15 protein-coding genes and 1 pseudogene are annotated in these 18,355 nt (G+C 69.7%); 12 read left to right on the top strand and 4 right to left on the bottom strand.

Annotated features, from left to right (window positions below):
- Positions 1 to 18 precede the first annotated feature (18 nt).
- From ACWDYJ_RS07470 to ACWDYJ_RS07425, 10 genes are all read left to right on the top strand, one after another.
- Complete coding sequence (locus ACWDYJ_RS07470; RefSeq protein ID WP_451564529.1) at positions 19 to 1,635, top strand: carboxyl transferase domain-containing protein; 1,617 nt, start codon at positions 19 to 21, stop codon at positions 1,633 to 1,635.
- A gap of 17 nt (positions 1,636 to 1,652) precedes the next feature.
- Positions 1,653 to 3,740, top strand: coding sequence for an ATP-binding protein (locus ACWDYJ_RS07465; protein ID WP_451564528.1), 2,088 nt, complete (start codon positions 1,653 to 1,655; stop codon positions 3,738 to 3,740).
- Positions 3,737 to 4,672, top strand: a complete 936-nt coding sequence (locus ACWDYJ_RS07460) for a hydroxymethylglutaryl-CoA lyase (protein WP_451564527.1) — start codon at positions 3,737 to 3,739, stop codon at positions 4,670 to 4,672. The genes ACWDYJ_RS07465 and ACWDYJ_RS07460 overlap by 4 nt, the downstream gene beginning before the upstream one ends.
- 7 nt (positions 4,673 to 4,679) lie before the next feature.
- A complete protein-coding gene (locus ACWDYJ_RS07455) occupies positions 4,680 to 5,840 on the top strand; it encodes an acyl-CoA dehydrogenase family protein (protein WP_451564526.1) in 1,161 nt (386 codons plus the stop codon).
- 159 nt (positions 5,841 to 5,999) lie between these two features.
- Entirely contained in the window at positions 6,000 to 7,034 is a 1,035-nt protein-coding gene (locus ACWDYJ_RS07450; protein WP_451564525.1) for an ABC transporter substrate-binding protein, read from the top strand.
- 46 nt (positions 7,035 to 7,080) lie between these two features.
- Positions 7,081 to 7,983, top strand: coding sequence for a siderophore-interacting protein (locus tag ACWDYJ_RS07445; RefSeq protein ID WP_451564524.1), 903 nt, complete (start codon positions 7,081 to 7,083; stop codon positions 7,981 to 7,983).
- Between the two features lie 158 nt (positions 7,984 to 8,141).
- Complete coding sequence (locus ACWDYJ_RS07440) at positions 8,142 to 9,632, top strand: pyridoxal phosphate-dependent decarboxylase family protein (protein WP_451564523.1); 1,491 nt, start codon at positions 8,142 to 8,144, stop codon at positions 9,630 to 9,632.
- On the top strand, positions 9,589 to 10,917 hold the full coding sequence (locus ACWDYJ_RS07435; RefSeq protein ID WP_451564522.1) for a lysine N(6)-hydroxylase/L-ornithine N(5)-oxygenase family protein: 1,329 nt from the start codon (positions 9,589 to 9,591) through the stop codon (positions 10,915 to 10,917). The genes ACWDYJ_RS07440 and ACWDYJ_RS07435 overlap by 44 nt, the downstream gene beginning before the upstream one ends.
- Entirely contained in the window at positions 10,914 to 11,504 is a 591-nt protein-coding gene (locus ACWDYJ_RS07430) for a GNAT family N-acetyltransferase (RefSeq protein WP_451564521.1), read from the top strand. The genes ACWDYJ_RS07435 and ACWDYJ_RS07430 overlap by 4 nt, the downstream gene beginning before the upstream one ends.
- Complete coding sequence (locus ACWDYJ_RS07425; RefSeq protein WP_451564520.1) at positions 11,501 to 13,297, top strand: IucA/IucC family protein; 1,797 nt, start codon at positions 11,501 to 11,503, stop codon at positions 13,295 to 13,297. The genes ACWDYJ_RS07430 and ACWDYJ_RS07425 overlap by 4 nt, the downstream gene beginning before the upstream one ends.
- Before the next feature lie 101 nt (positions 13,298 to 13,398).
- Here ACWDYJ_RS07425 and ACWDYJ_RS07420 read toward each other — a convergent pair whose 3' ends face one another.
- Both ACWDYJ_RS07420 and ACWDYJ_RS07415 read right to left on the bottom strand, forming a co-directional pair.
- On the bottom strand, positions 13,399 to 13,599 hold the full coding sequence (locus tag ACWDYJ_RS07420; protein WP_451564519.1) for a DUF7848 domain-containing protein: 201 nt from the start codon (positions 13,597 to 13,599) through the stop codon (positions 13,399 to 13,401).
- The gene (locus ACWDYJ_RS07415; protein ID WP_451564640.1) at positions 13,596 to 13,937 is read right to left on the bottom strand and encodes an ATP-binding protein; all 342 of its coding nucleotides are present in this window, start codon (positions 13,935 to 13,937) and stop codon (positions 13,596 to 13,598) included. Before ACWDYJ_RS07415 ends, ACWDYJ_RS07420 begins: the two co-directional genes overlap by 4 nt.
- Positions 13,938 to 14,324: 387 nt before the next feature.
- On the opposite strand from ACWDYJ_RS07415, the gene ACWDYJ_RS07410 reads away from it, so the two are divergent.
- Positions 14,325 to 15,167 (top strand): helix-turn-helix domain-containing protein, encoded by an 843-nt coding sequence (locus ACWDYJ_RS07410; RefSeq protein WP_451564518.1) that lies wholly within the window; start codon positions 14,325 to 14,327, stop codon positions 15,165 to 15,167.
- Entirely contained in the window at positions 15,164 to 15,367 is a 204-nt protein-coding gene (locus ACWDYJ_RS07405; RefSeq protein WP_451564517.1) for a DUF397 domain-containing protein, read from the top strand. Before ACWDYJ_RS07410 ends, ACWDYJ_RS07405 begins: the two co-directional genes overlap by 4 nt.
- A gap of 802 nt (positions 15,368 to 16,169) precedes the next feature.
- Here ACWDYJ_RS07405 and ACWDYJ_RS07400 read toward each other — a convergent pair.
- Entirely contained in the window at positions 16,170 to 16,814 is a 645-nt protein-coding gene (locus ACWDYJ_RS07400; protein WP_451564639.1) for a hypothetical protein, read from the bottom strand.
- Positions 16,815 to 16,828: 14 nt separating this feature from the next.
- Positions 16,829 to 18,355: pseudogene (locus ACWDYJ_RS07395) on the bottom strand (hypothetical protein); the annotation flags it as partial.

Raw genomic sequence — 18,355 nt, 5'->3', positions numbered from 1 at the left:
AGCAAGGGAGCTCGACCGATGCAGCAGGCACCAGTGCTGACGAGCGCCGCGGACCCGGCGTCCGAGGCCTGGCGGACCAATGAGGCCGCCCACCGCGAGCTCACCGAGGGTCTGCGGGCCCGGCTCGACGCGGCCCGGCTCGGCGGCGGGGAGAAGGCCCGCGCCCGCCACACCGCCCGCGGGAAGCTCCTTCCCCGCGACCGCGTGGACGCCCTCCTCGACCCCGGATCGCCCTTCCTGGAGCTGGCCCCGCTGGCCGCCGAGGGGATGTACGGGGGCGCGGCGCCCGCCGCCGGCGTCATCGCGGGCATCGGCCGGGTCAGCGGCCGCGAATGCGTGATCGTCGCGAACGACGCCACCGTCAAGGGCGGCACGTACTACCCGATGACCGTCAAGAAGCACCTGCGCGCCCAGGAGGTGGCGCTGGAGAATCGTCTCCCCTGCCTCTACCTGGTCGACTCGGGCGGCGCCTTCCTGCCCATGCAGGACGAGGTCTTCCCCGACCGGGAGCACTTCGGCCGGATCTTCTACAACCAGGCGCGCATGTCGGGGGCCGGCATCCCGCAGATCGCCGCCGTCCTCGGCTCCTGCACGGCGGGCGGGGCGTACGTACCGGCGATGAGCGACGAGGCCGTCATCGTGCGCGGCCAGGGCACGATCTTCCTCGGCGGCCCGCCCCTGGTGAAGGCCGCCACCGGCGAGGTCGTCACGGCCGAGGAACTGGGCGGCGGCGAGGTCCACTCCCGGGTCTCCGGCGTGACCGACCACCTCGCGGAGGACGACGCGCACGCGCTGCGGATCGTACGGAACATCGTGGCGACCCTGCCCGACCGTGGGGCCCTGCCCTGGTCGGTCGAGGCGCCCGAGGAGCCCAAGGTGGACCCGTACGGCCTGTACGGCGCGGTCCCCGTCGACTCCCGCACCCCCTACGACGCGCGCGAGATCATCGCGCGGATCGTGGACGGGTCCCGCTTCCAGGAGTTCAAGGCGGAGTACGGGCAGACCCTGGTCACCGGCTTCGCCCGGATCCACGGGCACCCCGTCGGGATCATCGCCAACAACGGCATCCTCTTCTCCGAATCCGCCCAGAAGGGCGCCCACTTCATCGAGCTGTGCGACCAGCGCGGCATCCCGCTCCTCTTCCTCCAGAACATCTCCGGCTTCATGGTCGGCCGGGACTACGAGGCGGGCGGCATCGCCAAGCACGGCGCCAAGATGGTGACGGCCGTCGCCTGCACCCGGGTCCCGAAGCTGACCGTGGTGGTCGGCGGCTCGTACGGGGCGGGCAACTACTCGATGTGCGGGCGGGCGTACTCGCCGCGCTTCCTGTGGATGTGGCCCAACGCCAAGATCTCGGTCATGGGCGGCGAACAGGCAGCGTCCGTACTGGCGACGGTCAAGCGCGACCAGATCGAGGGCGCGGGCCAGGAGTGGCCCGCCGAGGACGAGGAGGCCTTCAAGGCCCCGGTCCGCGCGCAGTACGAGGAACAGGGCAACGCCTACTACGCCACCGCGCGGCTGTGGGACGACGGGGTCATCGACCCGATGGAGACCCGGCAGGTGCTGGGACTGGCCCTGACCGCGTGCGCGAACGCCCCGCTGGGCGACCCCGCTTTCGGCATCTTCCGCATGTAGACGTGAGGACCTCTTCGATGTTCAGCACTGTTCTGGTCGCCAACCGGGGCGAGATCGCGGTACGGGTCATCCGCACCCTGCGGCAGCTCGGGGTGCGGTCGGTGGCCGTCTTCAGCGACGCCGACGCCGACGCCCGGCACGTACGGGAGGCCGACACGGCCGTCCGGATCGGCCCGGCAGCCGCCGCCGAGAGCTACCTCTCGGTGGAGCGGCTGCTCGATGCCGCCCGCCGCACGGGGGCCGAAGCCGTGCACCCGGGCTACGGCTTCCTCGCGGAGAACGCCGCCTTCGCGCAGGCGTGCTCGGACGCCGGGCTGGCCTTCATCGGACCGCCGGCCTCGGCCATCTCCCTCATGGGGGACAAGATCCGGGCCAAGGAGACGGTGAAGGCGGCCGGGGTCCCGGTGGTCCCGGGCTCGTCCGGCAGCGGCCTGACCGACGCCGAACTGGTCGCGGCAGCCGGGAAGATCGGCATGCCGGTGCTGCTCAAGCCCTCCGCGGGCGGCGGCGGCAAGGGCATGCGGCTCGTGCGCGACGAGGCGGTGCTGGCCGAGGAGATCGCGGCCGCCCGCCGCGAGGCCCGGTCCTCCTTCGGCGACGACACACTGCTCGTGGAGCGGTGGGTGGACCGGCCCCGGCACATCGAGATCCAGGTGCTGGCGGACTCGTACGGGAACGTGGTGCACCTGGGCGAGCGCGAGTGCTCGCTCCAGCGACGGCACCAGAAGGTGATCGAGGAGGCGCCGAGCGTCCTGCTGACGCCGGAGCTGCGGGCCGCGATGGGCGCGGCGGCGGTGGAGGCGGCGCGCTCGTGCGGGTACGTGGGCGCGGGGACGGTGGAGTTCATCGTGCCGGGCGGGGACCCCTCCTCGTACTTCTTCATGGAGATGAACACCCGGCTCCAGGTGGAACACCCGGTGACCGAGCTGGTCACGGGTCTCGATTTGGTGGAGCAGCAGCTGCGGGTGGCGGCGGGCGAACCGCTGGGCTTCGACCAGTCGGGGGTCACCCTGACCGGGCACGCGATCGAGGCCCGGATCTGCGCCGAGGACCCTGCGCGGGGGTTCCTGCCGTCCGGCGGTACCGTCCTCGCGCTGTCGGAGCCGTCGGGCGGGGCGGTCCGTACGGACTCCGGCCTGACGGCGGGCGTACCGGTGGGCTCGACGTACGACCCGATGCTGTCGAAGGTCATCGCGTACGGCCCGGACCGGGCCAGTGCCCTGCGGGTGCTGCGGGGGGCGCTTGCCGACACCGTGATCCTGGGTGTCCAGACCAACGCCGGCTTCCTGCGGAGGCTGCTGGCCCACCCGGACGTGGTCTCCGGTGACCTGGACACGGGTCTGGTGGAACGGGACCTGCCGTCGCTGCTGCCGGAGGGCGTCCCGGCCGAGGTGTACCTCACGGCAGCCCTGCTGGCGCGCGAACCGGACCGGGGCCCCGCGCCTCATACGCCGGCGAGGCTGAACGGTGCCGGCTGGGTCGACCCGTTCGACGCCGCGAACGGCTGGCGCCTGGGCGGCACCCCCGCCTGGACGGTCCACCACTTCCGCCTCCCGGGCCAGGACCCCCTGGAGGTCCGCACCCGGCCGTCCGGCCCCGTCACCGAGCTGCTGATCGGCACCGCCGACGCCCCCTCAGCCCCGCCGGCGTTTGAGGCGCGGGGTCTGGGGCAGAGCCCCAGCGCACCGGCGCGCGCCCGGATCGTCAGCCGCACCCCCGACACCGTCACCGTCGAACTCGACGGCGTCACGCACCGCTTCGCCCACGCCACCTCCCCGGAGGGGACCTGGCTCGGCCGCGACGCCGACAGCTGGCACGTCCAGGACCACGACCCGGTCCAGGCGAACCTCAGCGGCGCCGGACGCGGTGGCGCGGACACCCTGGCCGCCCCCATGCCCGGCACCGTCACCGTCGTCAAGGTGGCCGTCGGCGACGAGGTCGTCGCCGGGCAGAGCCTCCTCGTGGTGGAGGCCATGAAGATGGAGCACGTCATCTCCGCCCCGCACGCCGGCACCGTGACCGAACTCGACGTCACCCCCGGCACCACCGTCGCCATGGACCAGGTCCTGGCCGTGGTCACCCCGGCCGAGGGGAGCGGCGAATGAACGGCCTGCCCATGACCGTCCCCGGCCCCGGCCTCCCCGCCCGGGTCCGGATCCACGAGGTCGGCGCCCGCGACGGGCTCCAGAACGAGAAGACGGCCGTACCCACCGCCGTCAAGGCCGAGTTCATCCACCGGCTGGCCGCCGCCGGGCTGACCACGATCGAGGCCACCAGCTTCGTCCACCCCAAGTGGGTCCCCCAACTGGCGGATGCCGAGCAGCTCTTCCCGCTGCTCGGTGACATCGGGGCGGCGGAGCTCCCCGTACTGGTCCCCAACGAGCGCGGCCTCGACCGCGCGCTCGCTCTCGGGGCCACCCGGATCGCCGTCTTCGGCTCGGCCACCGAGACCTTCGCCGCCCGCAACCTCAACCGCACCGTCGCCGAGTCCCTCGCGATGTTCGAGCCCGTCGTGGCCCGCGCCAAGCAGGAGGGGGCCCACGTCCGCGGCTATCTCTCCATGTGCTTCGGCGACCCCTGGGAGGGCCCCGTCCCGGTCCCCCAGGTCGTCGACGTTGCCAAGGCACTCCTGGACCTCGGCTGTGACGAGCTGAGCCTCGGCGACACCATCGGCGTCGCCACCCCGGGCCATGTCGAGGCCCTGCTCGCCGCGCTCAACGCGCGGGGCGTGGGCACCGACCGGATCGGCGTGCACTTCCACGACACCTACGGCCAGGCGCTCTCCAACACCCTCGCCGCGCTCCAGCACGGCGTGACCACCGTCGACGCCTCCGCCGGCGGCCTCGGCGGATGCCCGTACGCGAAGAGCGCCACCGGCAACCTCGCCACCGAAGACCTCGTGTGGATGCTCGACGGGCTCGGCATCGACACCGGGGTCGATCTGGCCGCCCTCACCGCCACCAGCGTGTGGATGGCCGAACAACTGGGCCGACCCAGCCCTTCCCGTACCGTCCGCGCCCTCTCCCACAAGGAGTAGTACCGAGATGTCCCTCGACCACCGGCTCTCCCCCGAGCACGAAGAACTCCGCCGCACCGTCGAGGCGTTCGCGCACGATGTCGTCGCGCCCAAGATCGGCGACCTGTACGAGCGGCACGAGTTCCCGTACGAGATCGTCCGCGAGATGGGCCGCATGGGCCTCTTCGGCCTGCCCTTCCCCGAGGAGTACGGCGGCATGGGCGGCGACTACCTCGCCCTCGGCATCGCCCTGGAGGAGCTGGCCCGCGTCGACTCCTCGGTCGCGATCACCCTGGAGGCCGGCGTCTCGCTGGGCGCCATGCCCCTCTACCTGTTCGGCACGGAGGAGCAGAAGCGGCAGTGGCTGCCGAAGATGTGTTCCGGCGAGATCCTCGGCGCCTTCGGCCTGACGGAGCCCGGTGCGGGTTCCGACGCCGGCGGCACCCTCACCACCGCCGTCCGCGACGGCGACGAGTGGGTGATCAACGGCTCGAAGTGCTTCATCACCAACTCCGGTACGGACATCACCGCGCTGGTCACAGTCACCGCCGTGACGGGCCGCAAGGCCGACGGCCGCCCCGAGATCTCCTCGATCATCGTCCCGTCCGGCACCCCGGGCTTCACCGTCGCCGCGCCCTACTCCAAGGTCGGCTGGAACGCCTCGGACACCCGCGAGCTGTCCTTCCAGGACGTACGGGTCCCCCTGGCGAATCTGGTCGGCGAGGAGGGCCGCGGCTACGCGCAGTTCCTGCGGATCCTCGACGAGGGCCGGATCGCCATCTCCGCGCTCGCCACCGGTCTCGCGCAGGGCTGTGTGGACGAGTCGGTGAAGTACGCGAAGGAGCGCAGGGCCTTCGGCCGGCCGATCGGCGACAACCAGGCCATCCAGTTCAAGCTGGCGGACATGGAGATGCGCGCGCACATGGCGCGGATCGGCTGGCGTGACGCGGCCTCGCGCCTGGTGCGCGGGGAGTCGTTCAAGAAGGAGGCGGCCATCGCCAAGCTCTACTCCTCGACGGTCGCCGTGGACAACGCCCGCGAGGCCACCCAGATCCACGGCGGGTACGGCTTCATGAACGAGTACCCGGTGGCGCGCATGTGGCGGGATTCGAAGATCCTGGAGATCGGCGAGGGCACGAGCGAGGTCCAGCGCATGCTGATCGCCCGTGAGCTGGGCTTCTCCGCATAGCGGGAGGGGCGTGCGGGTGCGGGACGGGCCAGGGGGCCCGGGTCACAGGTCACAGGTTCGACAACTTAGGGCCCCCTTACCAATTCCAGCCAAGGTTAGGCTAACCTTCCCAGCGAACGGCCCAGTGGCCACCCTGCACGCACGAAAGCGGACATCGACATGCCCAAGCCCCGCACCTCCTCCCTCTCCCGCCGCGGTCTCATCGCCGCCGGCGGCGCCCTCGGCCTCGTCGCGGTCCTCGCCGCGTGCGGCGGCACGGACGCGGCGAAGGACGGTGCGGGCGACAAGGGCGCGGCGGCCTCCGGCCCCTGGACCTTCAAGGACGACCTGGGCAAGGACGTCGCCACCAAGTCCGCGCCGAAGAACATCGTCGCCTTCACCGGCACCGCCGCCGCGCTGAACGACTACGGCATCAAGGTCAAGGGTGTCTTCGGCCCCACCAAGACCGCCGACGGCAAGCCCGACGTCCAGGCCGGTTCGCTGGACATCTCGAAGGTCGAGATCCTCGGCAACGTCTACGACGAGTTCAACGTCGAGAAGTACGCGGCCCTCCAGCCCGACCTGCTCGTCACCAACACCTGGGACGGCACGTACTGGTACGTCCCGGAGGCCTCCAAGGACAACATCCTGAAGCTGGCCCCGGCCGCCGCGATCTCCGTGGGCGGCGACGCCACCCTCGACAAGTCCCTGGCGCGCACGGCGGAGCTCGCCAAGTCCCTCGGCGCCGACATGAACAGCAAGACCACGGTCGACGCGAAGGCCCGCTTCGAGGCCGCCTCCACCAAGCTCCGCGAGGCCACCAAGGCCAACCCGGGCATCAAGGTGCTCGTCGGCTCCGGCGCCGCCGACCTCTTCTACGTCTCCACCCCGAAGACCTCCGCCGACCTGAAGTACTTCGAACAGCTCGGCGTCGAGTTCGTCGTCCCGGAGAAGCTGGACGAGGGCGGCTTCTTCGAGAGCCTCAGCTGGGAGAACGCCGGCAAGTACAAGGCCGACGTCGTCCTGCTCGACAACCGCACCGGCACCCTGCAGCCGCAGGACCTGAAGGCCAAGCCGACCTGGGCCGAGCTGCCCGCCGTCAAGGCCGGTCAGATCACGCCCCGCGTGACCGAGCCGATCTACTCGTACGACCGCTGCGCCCAGCTGCTGGAGGACCTCGCCAAGTCCATCCAGAACGCCAAGAAGGTCAGCTGACTTTCGGCGCCCGGCGCCGACCTGACTCCCTGGGGGGACTCACCGCATGACCGTCACCGCATCCGACACCCCGGCCGCCGTGCACTTCAGGTTCTTCGCGCTCGAAGTCCTGCGCACACGGCGTCTCGGCCACTCGTTCCTGCGGGTCACGTTCGGCGGTGAGTCCCTCGCGGACTTCCGCTCGGGCGGCTTCGACCAGAGCCTCTCGCTCTTCCTGCCGCCGTCCCACCACGAGCACACCGAGCTTCCCTCGACCGACGAGGACACCTGGTTCGGTGCCTGGCGCGCGATGCCGGACGAGGACCGTCCGGTGATGCGCTCCTACACCGTGCGCGAGCAGCGCCGTACGCCCGAGGGCGTGGACGAGGTCGACATCGACTTCGTCCTGCACGGCGATTCATCACCGGCCTCGGCCTGGGCCGGACGGGCCGTCACCGGCCGCCGCATCATGGCGATCGGCCCGACGGTCGCCGAGAACAAGTCCGTACGGTTCCAGCCGCCCGCCGCCACCGACGCGATCCTGATGTACGCGGACGAGACGGCCCTGCCCGCCGCCGCCGCGATCCTGGACCGGCTCGCCGCCGGCACCGCGGTGCGGGCCTGGTTCGAGGTGCCGCACGCGGACGACCGGATCGACCCGCACACCCTCGCGGACGCCGACATCACCTGGATCGTGCGCGAGAAGGGCGCGGGCCGGGAGCGGTCCGAGCAGGTGCTGGCCGCCCTGCGGTCCGCGCGACTGCCCGCCGCCCAGAGCCCGTACGTCTGGCTCGCGGGCGAGGCCGGCACGATCCGCGCGGTACGCCGCCACTTCGTGCGGGAACGTTCCATCGACCGCCGTGCGGTGCGCTTCACGGGCTACTGGCGCCTGGGCGCCAGCGAGGAGCAGCTCCTCGCCGAGGCGTACGCGGGCCAGGCGGCCAGCGAGGACCCGACCGCCGAGCTGTAGCGAACCACCGCTTCCCGCAGGGAATTTCAGAGGGGCCCCGGCCGACGCCGGGGCCCCTCTGCGTTTGGCCTCAAGGTTAGGTTAGGCTAACCTAAGTCTGTAGGTTGCTTAAGTGCGTACCCCACCACCCCCTCATTCCCCTGCCCGGAGGAAAGTTGATGCGCTCGCATCTGCTGAACGAGACGACCGCGGACCTCTACCGGCGCTCCGTCACCGAGGGCGTCAACCGTGTCGCCGCCAAACTCGCGACCACGGAGCGGCCCCACACCGGCATATCCGTCGACGAACTCGCCCCGGTCATCGATGCGATCGACCTCGACAAGCCGCTCGCCGACGCGGCCGCCGCCCTCGACGAGCTCGAAGAGGTCTACCTCCGCGACGCCGTGTACTTCCACCACCCGCGCTACCTGGGCCACCTCAACTGCCCGGTCGTCATCCCCGCGGTGGTCGGCGAGGCGGTCATGGCGGCCGTCAACTCCTCCCTCGACACCTGGGACCAGTCCATCGGCGGCACGCTCATCGAGCGCCGCCTGATCGACTGGACCGCTCAGCGCATCGGCCTCGGCCCCGGCGCGGACGGCATCTTCACCTCCGGCGGCAGCCAGTCCAACTTCCACGCGCTGCTCCTCGCCCGCGACGAGGCCTGCCGGATCGTGATGAAGCAGGCGCTGCACGAGGGACGGGAGCTCACCAAGGCCGAACTCCTCCCCAAGCTGCGCATCTTCACCTCCGAGGCCAGCCACTTCAGCGTGAAGAAGTCGGCCGCCATGCTCGGCCTCGGCTACGAGGCCGTCATCGCCGTCCCGGTCGACCGCAACCGCCGCATGGACACCTCGGTGCTCGCCCTGGAGCTGGAGAGCTGCGCCGGCGAGGGCCTCTTCCCGATGGCCGTCGTCGCCACCTCCGGCACCACCGACTTCGGGTCCATCGACCCGCTCCCCGAGATCGCCCGCCTGGCCTCCGAGCACTCCGCGTGGATGCACGTGGACGCCGCGTACGGCTGCGGACTGCTGGTCTCCCCCACCCGCCGGCACCTGCTCGACGGCATCGAACTGGCCGACTCGGTCACGGTCGACTACCACAAGTCCTTCTTCCAGCCCGTGAGTTCCAGCGCGATGCTGGTCCGGGACCGCGACACCCTCAAGCACGCCACGTACCACGCGGACTACCTCAACCCTCGCCGGATGGCGGAGGAGCGGATCCCGAACCAGGTCGACAAGTCCATCCAGACCACGCGCCGCTTCGACGCGCTCAAGCTCTGGATGACCCTGCGCGTCATGGGCGCCGACGGCGTCGGCTCGCTCTTCGACGAGGTCGTCGACCTGGCCGCCGCGGGCTGGGACATCATCGACGCCGACCCCCGCTTCGAGGTCGTCGTCAAGCCCCAGATCTCCACCCTGGTCTTCCGCTACGTCCCGGAGGGCGACATGCGGACCGACCTGGTCGACGAGGCCAACCTGCACGCCCGCAAGGCCCTGTTCGCCTCAGGCGAGGCCGTCGTGGCCGGCACCAAGGTGGACGGGAAGCAGTACCTGAAGTTCACCCTCCTCAACCCGCAGACCACGACCGCCGACATCTCGGCCGTCCTCGACCTTCTCGCCGCACATGCCGCGCAGTTCCTGGGAGAATCCCTTGCCGTCCACTCGTGAACCCCGTGACTTCATCGGAATCGGCCTCGGTCCCTTCAACCTGGGACTCGCCTGCCTGACCGCCCCGATCGACGAGCTCGACGGCCTCTTCATCGAGTCGAAGCCGCACTTCGAGTGGCACGCCGGGATGTTCCTGGACGGCGCACACCTCCAGACGCCGTTCATGTCGGACCTGGTCACCCTCGCCGACCCGACCTCGCCCTTCTCCTTCCTGAACTACCTGAAGGACAAGGACCGGCTGTACTCCTTCTACATCCGGGAGAACTTCTACCCGCTGCGGGTCGAGTACAACGACTACTGCCGCTGGGCCGCCGACCGGCTCGACAACGTCCAGTGGTCCACCTCCGTCACCGAGGTCACCTACGACGAGCGGGCCGGGCTGTACGAGGTCCACACCGACCGCGGCGAGACCCACCGCGCCCGCCGCCTGGTCCTCGGCACGGGCACCCCGGCCTTCGCCCCGGAGGCCTGCGCGAAGCTGGGCGGCGACTTCGTCCACAACTCCGCGTACATGCCGAACAAGGCGGAGCTCCAGAAGAAGAAGTCGATCACCCTGGTCGGCTCCGGCCAGAGCGCGGCCGAGATCTACTACGACCTCCTCGCCGAGATCGACGTGTACGGCTACCAGCTCAACTGGGTCACCCGCTCCCCGCGGTTCTTCCCGTTGGAATACACGAAGCTGACCCTGGAGATGACCTCACCCGAGTACGTGGACTACTTCCACGCGCTCCCCGAGGAGACCCGCTACCGGCTGGAAACCCAGCAGAAGAACCTCTTCAAGGGCATCGACGGCGATCTGATCAACGCCATCTTCGACCTGCTCTACCAGAAGAAGATCACCATGCCGGGCGCCGTCCCGACCACCCTGCTCACCAACACCTCCCTCAACAGCACGGCGTACGACACCACCACCGGCGTCTACACGCTGGGGCTGCGCCAGGAGGAGCAGGAGCGGGACTTCTCCCTCGCCTCCGAGGGCCTGATCCTGGCCACCGGCTACAAGTACACGGTCCCGGAGTTCCTCGCCCCCGTGCGCGGGCGGCTGAACTTCGACGGGCACGGCCGGCTCGACGCCGCCCGCAACTACAGCGTCGACACCACCGGGCGCGGGGTCTTCCTCCAGAACGGCACGACGCACAACCACTCCCTCACCTCGCCCGACCTGGGCATGGCCGCGTACCGCAACGCGTACATCATCGGTGAGCTCCTCGGCCGCGAGTACTACAAGGTCGAGAAGTCCATCGCGTTCCAGCAGTTCGCAGTCCCGGAAGGCACGCACGTATGAGCACCACCACCGAGATCCTGTACACCCGCACCGACACGGCGCTCGGGTCCTTCGCCATCCGCCCGCTGGACCCCTTCGCCGACGCGGAGCTCCTGCACGGCTGGGTCACGCACCCCAAGGCCGCGTTCTGGATGATGCAGGACGCCTCGCTGCCGGACGTGGAGCGGGAGTACATGAAGATCGCCGCGGCCGAGCACCACGACGGGTACATCGGCCTCCACGAGGGCCGCCCCGCCTTCCTCATGGAGACGTACGACCCGAGCGAACTGGAACTGGTCGGGCTGTACGACGCCCAGCCGGGCGACGTCGGCATGCATTTCCTCGTCGCGCCCAGCGACCGGCCGCTCAGCGGCTTCACCCGCGCCGTGATCACCACGGTGATGGCCTCCCTCTTCGCCGACCCGGCGACACGGCGCGTCGTGGTGGAACCGGACGTACGCAACACCGCCGTCCACGCCCTGAACGAGGCGGTCGGCTTCGTGCCGGACGGCCCGGTCCAGAAGCCGGAGAAGGAAGCCCTCCTCAGCTTCTGCACCCGCGCCCAGTTCGAGGCCGCCACCGGCATCACGACGGGAACCTCGATATGAGCCTCACCGACGCCATCTCCCACCTCTCCCCGGAGCTGTGGGCCCGCGCGAACCGCGCCCTGGTCCGCAAGGCCCTCGCCGAGTTCTCCCACGAGCGCCTGCTGACTCCGGAGCCGCTGGACTCCGACCTCGTCTCCGACCTCTACTCCGTCCTGAGCGACGACTCCGCCGTCGAGTACCGCTTCAAGGCCGTCCGCCACGCCCTGGACCACTGGGCGGTGGACGAGTCCTCGATCACCCGCCACGACGAGCACGGCGCCGAGCTCCCGCTGGACGCCCTCGACTTCCACATCGAGTTCCAGCAGGCCCTGGGCCTGAGCACCGAAGTCCTCCCCGTCTACCTGGAGGAGATCTCCTCCACCCTGGCCGGCACGGGCTTCAAGTACACGAAGCCGCAGATCTCGTCCGCCGTCCTCGCGAAGTCCTCGTTCCAGGACATCGAGACGGGCATGACCGAGGGCCACCCCTGCTTCGTGGCCAACAACGGCCGCCTGGGCTTCGGCGTGCACGAGTACCTCTCGTACGCCCCGGAGACCGCCAGCCCGGTCCACCTGGTGTGGGTCGCGGCCCGCAAGGACGTCTCGACCTTCACGGCGGGCGCGGGCCTGGACCACGACTCGTTCATCCGCGCGGAACTGGGCGAGGAGACGATCGCGAGCTTCGAGGCGCAGCTCTCGGCCCTCGGCCTGGACCTGTCGGACTACCACCTCCTCCCGGTCCACCCCTGGCAGTGGTGGAACAAGACGACGGTCACCTTCGCGGCGGAGATCGCCAACCGCCGCCTGGTCCTGCTCGGCGAAGGCCCGGACGCCTACCTCGCCCAGCAGTCGATCCGCACCTTCTTCAACCAGAGCGCTCCTCAGAAGCACTACGTCAAAACGGCGATCTCGGTCCTCAACATGGGCTTCATGCGAGGCCTCTCAGCCGCCTACATGGAGGCCACACCGGCCATCAACGACTGGCTGTACCAGCTGATCCAGTCGGACCCGGTCCTCCAGTCAGTAAACTTCTCGATCATCCGCGAGCGCGCGGCGATCGGCTACCACCACCGCCAGTACGAGCGCGCGACGGACCGCTACTCGCCGTACCGCAAGATGCTGGCCGCGCTGTGGCGCGAGTCCCCGGTGAACTCCATCCAGGGCGACGAGCGCCTGGCCACGATGGCCTCGCTCCTCCACATCGACGCCGAGGGCAAGTCCTTCGTCGGCGCGCTGATCGAGGAATCGGGCCTGACCCCGTCGGAGTGGCTGCGCCACTACCTCCGCGCGTACCTCCTCCCCCTCCTCCACTGCTTCTACCAGTACGACCTCGCGTACATGCCGCACGGCGAGAACACCATCCTCGTCATCGAGGGCGGCGTGGTGAAGCGGGCGATCTTCAAGGACATCGCCGAGGAGATCGTCGTCATGGACGCGGACGCGGTCCTGCCGCCGGCGGTCGAGCGGGTCCGGGCGGACATCCCGGAGGACATGAAGCTGCTGTCGATCTTCACCGACGTGTTCGACTGCTTCTTCCGCTTCCTGGGCTCGACGCTCGCCTCGGAAGGCATCTGCGAGGAGGACACCTTCTGGCGGGCGGTGGCGGACTGCGCCCACGAGTACCAGGCCTCGATCCCCGCCCTCGCGGACCGCTTCGCCCGCTACGACCTCTTCGCGGACGAATTCCAGCTGTCCTGCCTGAACCGCCTCCAACTGCGCAACAACAAGCAGATGGTGGACCTCGCGGACCCGTCGGCAGCCCTCCAGCTGATCGGCACCCTCAAGAACCCCGTCGCACCCTTCGCGCGGCGGTAATCAGGGGCGGGTATCGATACGGTCCCTCGGTACCCGCCCTACGACCTGACAGCGTGGCCGCGAAGCCAGACTGGCCCTCTTCGCGGCCACGCCGTCAGCCCTCAGGCCTCCATCGCCCGCTGGAAATCCGTCACAATCCGCCGGTAGCCGGTGTGCCCGGTACTCCGAGCGTGCCGCAGGGCCCACACGGCCGGCCCGTCGTCGTCATCGGCCGGTCCGGACCCGTGGAGACACGAGGTGCACTCGACCTCGTAGATCGCCTCACTCCCGGCCCGGTCCACGGTCAGGAGCCAAGGGCTCACGCACCCTTCACGGACAACTCGGCCCAAACCCGCTTCCCGGGCCCACTCCGCTCCCCCACGTCCCACCGATCGGCGAGCGCGTCCACGAGCGACAGCCCCCGGCCCCCCTCGTCGGGCGCCCGCACAACGGGCCTCGCCTCGCACGCGTCGTGCACCTCCACGCGCACACCGCGCACCAGCCGCACGAACCGCGTCTCGATCTCCCGATCCCTGGGCCCGACGGCATGCCGCACGGCGTTGGTCACCAGCTCGGACGTGACGAGCAACGCGTCCCCCTCCAGCTCGGTGAGCCCCCACTCAGCCAGCACCTTCCTCAACTCGCCCCGCGCCAGCCCCACACACCGCGCCTCCCGCCGCCACCTCCGCACCACTTGTTCTTGCTCGCCGCTCACCGGGCGACCGCCCGCCCCTGAATGGGCCGTAGCAGGCCGATAAAATGCAGCACGTTGACGCTCCTCTGTTCAGCGTTGGCCACGCCCCCGGACCGTTCGCGCGGTCGCGGGGGTATTTGCGTTCACTGCGAGATCACATACAGCGACACGCTGCACGCGCCTTGCCATCACAGGGTGGCCACCTCGCCAGACGACTGGCAAGCAGATCGCCAACATTGGCAAAGTTGCCAACCGTAGACCACCCCTGTGGGTGACTCTGTGCGAGCATGTAGCCGCCCGACGCCGAGCGCGGAAGACTTGGCGGCAGGTGATCGAGAGGGGGCGGAGGCGATCATGACCGCACCAACCGTGCGACGTCGGCGACTTGGCTCCGAACTACGCCGCCTGCGGGAGGAAGCCGAGCTGACCCTCGAGGACGTCGAAGCACGTTCGGGCTTCAGCGTCTCCAAGGTCTCGCGGATCGAGAGTGCTACCCGTGGCGCAAAGCCCGCCGACGTCGAGCACCTCATGTCCACCTACGGCGTGGTCGACCTCGACGTTCACGCCTTCCTGCTCACCCTGGCGAGAGACGGAGCCAAGCGCGGGTGGTGGCAGACCTACGACCTGAGCCCGGTCTACGCCGACTTGATCAGCCTTGAACACGACGCATCCGCCGTCAGCACGTTCGAACCCATGTTGATTCCCGGCCTGTTGCAGACGGCCGGCTACGCCCGCGCCGTCATCAGCGCCCTCAGCATGACGGCGACGCCGACCCAGATCGCGCCCCTCGTCGAGGTTCGGATGGCACGGCAATCGGTACTGACGCGACCGAAGCCATTGAAGCTGCGGGCCATCATTCACGAGGCTGCGCTGATGGCCGAAGCTCCGGGCTTCGGCATCATGCGGGACCAACTCCAGCGCCTGCTCGATGTGGCGGAGTACCCGCACGTGACAATTCAGGTGCTGCCCAGCAACGCCGTGCTCCATCCTGGAGCGGCAGGCGGATTCACCGTGCTCGGGTTCGGACAACCGGGACTGGATGTGGTCCTGCTCGAACAGCTGGACAGCAGCCTCTATATCGAGGAGGCCCACGGCGTGTCACGGTATGCCGAGGCCTTCGAAAGGCTGACCGCGTCGGCGCTGCCCTTCGATAAGTCAATGTCGCTCATCGCCGCCAAGAAGGACGCTCACTCATGAGTACACAGACGCCCAACCCCACCCCGTCCGACCTGTACTGGCTGAAGGCAAGCTATAGCGGCTCCAACAGCAACTGCGTCGAGGTGGCGGAGACGAACGACGGCGGCCGGGCCGTACGCGACAGCAAGGACACCGCCCGCCCCGGCTTCCGCTGCGCCGCCCCCGCCTGGGCCGCCTTCCTCCACGACCTGAAGGCCTGACCACGCGCCGCCTCAGTCTGCGGCCCTGACCTGTGGGGCGCCTCCGCGGAGCCGGCGACCTCGTGGAGTTCGCCCCAGGCGTGGGGCCGGCGATCTCGGCAGCGTCCAGCAGGCCGCCGAGCACGGTATCGAGCGCGGCTCGGCCTCGCCCGATCCTGCGAGCGCGTGGGCGAGGCAGGACCCGTACTGACCCGGCAGGCCAGCAGCGTCGAGGTACGCACGGAGCGAGACCATCGCACCGCCCTGGTCCCATACGACAAGCCGCAGGGCGAACAGATTTTCCGCACGATGGGCGACCTCGTCGAGCCATTCGCCAGGAAGTTTGCTCCAGATGTGCAGCATCGCCCTTGGCCCGAGCTCGACTTCGTCGCTCTCAACCGCGCGGTCGACGGGGCCGGAGCCCTCCCACCTGTACCGCTCTTGACGCGGCGCATCCACGGTGGCGACCTTCACCCCTGAGCGGCCCCACCCATCGATGACTCCGAGCCGCGCAGCGACGGAATGCAGTTCACCAAAAAGCTTCGGAGCGCGACGCACACCCTGGCCCTCGGAGACATCAATTGCCGTGTCCCAGTGCCATTCGCCCACAGGGTCGGTAGTGATCAAAGCGCGTCCTGGGGTCGTTTTTGTGCCCGCCCCTTGAGGTCACTCGGCGCCGGCCCCGCCCGCGCCGCCGCCGGCCGGGCCGCCGCCGTGCTCCACGCCCCCGAGCGGGGCTTCCGAACCAGTTCCAGTCCCGGATCCCGACGCCTTCACCGACTTGTCCAGCACCGCCAGGTTGCCGTTGAAACGGATGCCGCGCCTACCCGAATACGGTATCGGTGAGGTCCGGCCCCCGCCCGTCGATGATGTCGGGAGCCTGGAGCCCGTGGCCCTCGGCTCGACCGTAGTACGTCGGCTCGCCGGGCTCCGCCTCAACCCCGAGCAACTGGTCGAGCTCCTGAAGGGCTGACGCGAGCCGCGGCGCGTTGTTGGCATGGATGGCCGGATGCGGCTCGCCCCGGAAATCACACGGACCCCATACGTCGTGGTACACGGACAGTTCTGCCGAGGGGCCGATCTCGTCGGGTGACACCATGAGTTCGACCAGGCGGTACTCGTTGTGGCGTGTTCCACCCGCGTCGAACCAGGCGCCGGATCCCAGCACGAGGATTCCGCCCATCTCTGCCTGCGGATGGCCGCCCGGCTGACAGTCGCGGAGGTCACCGGGCAATGCCGGATCATCGAGCGAACGCCCGCCGAGGTCCAGGCGGCTGTGGATGCCGAGGCCGCCCTTGCCGACCTGGAACCAGTTCCACTCAAGCGAGGCCGGCTCCAGCAAAGCGTGCTTCTGAAGTACAGCGCCCATGCGCGCCGCGGTCCTGAGCGCGGACTCCAGACCGGGCTCCGCCACGTCGTCCAGGTCCCAGAACCACGAGCCGCACTCCTTCGGCGCGCGCATCAGCATCGACATCGACTTCCTTACGGCTTGGTGGCATTGGTGGGAAATATGGTGACGGACCCGTCGTCGAATCGTAGCTCGAAGGAGGCGTTGCTCCGGTCAGCGGCCCTTTGGACGGCTTGGATTTCACGCTCCGTGAGCTCGCCCCTGAGGCCCCTGATATCCAGAAGTGCGTGCTTTACGTCAACTCCCGGCCCGCCGAGCTGCTTCTCCGCGATCTTCTTGACTGCCGACTTGATGCCCGCGACGCTGTCCACGTCCTTGAGCTGAGCGCCGAATTCGATGCGCCCGTCGGGGGTGCGGACCAGCACGTCCAGGTCGAGCTTCTGGGCGGGAAGCTTCAGCTCGAACTCGATGTTCTTGATTCCCTTGGACTGGAGATCCGCAGCGTACTCCAGCGCCTGGTGCACAGCGGGAATCATGCCGTTCTGTTTGACCTGGAACAGAAGGCCCTCAGGGTTCTTGAATCCGGGGGTGTCCGCAAATCGGCCGCTCGCGATGTATTCCGCAACGGCTGCCCCGTATTCCGACTTCCTCAGCTGCACGAGCATGCGGCCCTGGTCCACCGGCGGAACCTTTGCGTTCTTGAGAGCCTCCGTCACGGCGGCCTCCCGCCCAGGGGCCATGGGCCCACTGGGCTGCTGGCCGATCCGGGGGCCTTCCAGAATGACCGCAGGCTGCTGCTCAGGCATCCCGGGGCCGTTCCCGGGACCGTCGCCGGTCCCACCTCCGCCACCCGGCGTCTCCGGGCCGTCACCTGCGGACGCCCCGGGCCCCGTGCCGCCCGGGGTTTCCGGGTTTCCACCGTTCGTGGACGGGCCGTCGGTGTGGCCCGCGCCGCCCGGTGCCTCGGGGCGGCCGCCGCCCGTGGACGGGGTCTCCGGCCCGCCTCCGGCCGTGGACGGCCTATCCGTGTGACCGCCGCCCGTGGTCGGGGTGTCCGAGCGGGGGCCGGGGGCGGACGGGCCGTGGGTGTCCGTGCTGTTACGTGGCATGTTGTCGGGGACGTGGCCGCCCGGGGTGGTGTCCGGGCGGGTGCCCGGGAGGTCGTCGGCTGCACGGACCGGGTCGGAGATGTTGCTGCCGACGCGGGTGAAGTCGTCGCCGCGGCCGCCGACCCCTGCCGGGACGCGGTCGGGGACCTCGACCTTGATCGGGGTATCCGGCTTCGGGGCGTCGGCGCGGGGGGTGTCCGCGCCCGTGTCCGGCGAGGGTTCCTGTTTGGCGGCCTTGCCGCTCTGGTCGAGTGAGCCGTCGGCCTTGTAGATGTTGCCCTCGAGGTCCATGAACCGCGACGGGCCGGCCTCCGGCAGTTTGACCGTGCCCGGCGGGAAGGTCGTCGTGCCCTCGGGGAGTTTGATGTTGCCGTCCGGGAGCTTGACCGCTCCGTCCGGGACCGCTGTGCCGGAGGGGAGGTTGATCGTTCCGTCGGGCAGCATCTTCGCGCCGTCGGGCAGGGCGATCGCGCCGTCCACGTTGATGTTCGGGACCTCGACCTTGCCCAGGCCCTTCAGCCCGGCCATCACGTCGCCGATCTTCGAGAAGCC

This window comes from Streptomyces sp. NPDC003042 (genome assembly GCF_053591315.1).
The sequence above is the reverse complement of the archived record's forward strand: the minus strand, read 5'-3'. Positions and strand labels throughout refer to the sequence as shown.

Bases quoted from the DNA above. Each gene is read 5' to 3' on its own strand.
- ACWDYJ_RS07470 (WP_451564529.1), top strand. From the start codon at position 19: ATGCAGCAGGCACCAGTGCTGACGAGCGCCGCGGACCCGGCGTCCGAG.
- ACWDYJ_RS07465 (WP_451564528.1), top strand. From the start codon at position 1,653: ATGTTCAGCACTGTTCTGGTCGCCAACCGGGGCGAGATCGCGGTACGG.
- ACWDYJ_RS07460 (WP_451564527.1), top strand. From the start codon at position 3,737: ATGAACGGCCTGCCCATGACCGTCCCCGGCCCCGGCCTCCCCGCCCGG.
- ACWDYJ_RS07455 (WP_451564526.1), top strand. From the start codon at position 4,680: ATGTCCCTCGACCACCGGCTCTCCCCCGAGCACGAAGAACTCCGCCGC.
- ACWDYJ_RS07450 (WP_451564525.1), top strand. From the start codon at position 6,000: ATGCCCAAGCCCCGCACCTCCTCCCTCTCCCGCCGCGGTCTCATCGCC.
- ACWDYJ_RS07445 (WP_451564524.1), top strand. From the start codon at position 7,081: ATGACCGTCACCGCATCCGACACCCCGGCCGCCGTGCACTTCAGGTTC.
- ACWDYJ_RS07440 (WP_451564523.1), top strand. From the start codon at position 8,142: ATGCGCTCGCATCTGCTGAACGAGACGACCGCGGACCTCTACCGGCGC.
- ACWDYJ_RS07435 (WP_451564522.1), top strand. From the start codon at position 9,589: ATGCCGCGCAGTTCCTGGGAGAATCCCTTGCCGTCCACTCGTGAACCC.
- ACWDYJ_RS07430 (WP_451564521.1), top strand. From the start codon at position 10,914: ATGAGCACCACCACCGAGATCCTGTACACCCGCACCGACACGGCGCTC.
- ACWDYJ_RS07425 (WP_451564520.1), top strand. From the start codon at position 11,501: ATGAGCCTCACCGACGCCATCTCCCACCTCTCCCCGGAGCTGTGGGCC.
- ACWDYJ_RS07410 (WP_451564518.1), top strand. From the start codon at position 14,325: ATGACCGCACCAACCGTGCGACGTCGGCGACTTGGCTCCGAACTACGC.
- ACWDYJ_RS07405 (WP_451564517.1), top strand. From the start codon at position 15,164: ATGAGTACACAGACGCCCAACCCCACCCCGTCCGACCTGTACTGGCTG.
- ACWDYJ_RS07400 (WP_451564639.1), bottom strand. From the start codon at position 16,814: ATGCTGATGCGCGCGCCGAAGGAGTGCGGCTCGTGGTTCTGGGACCTG.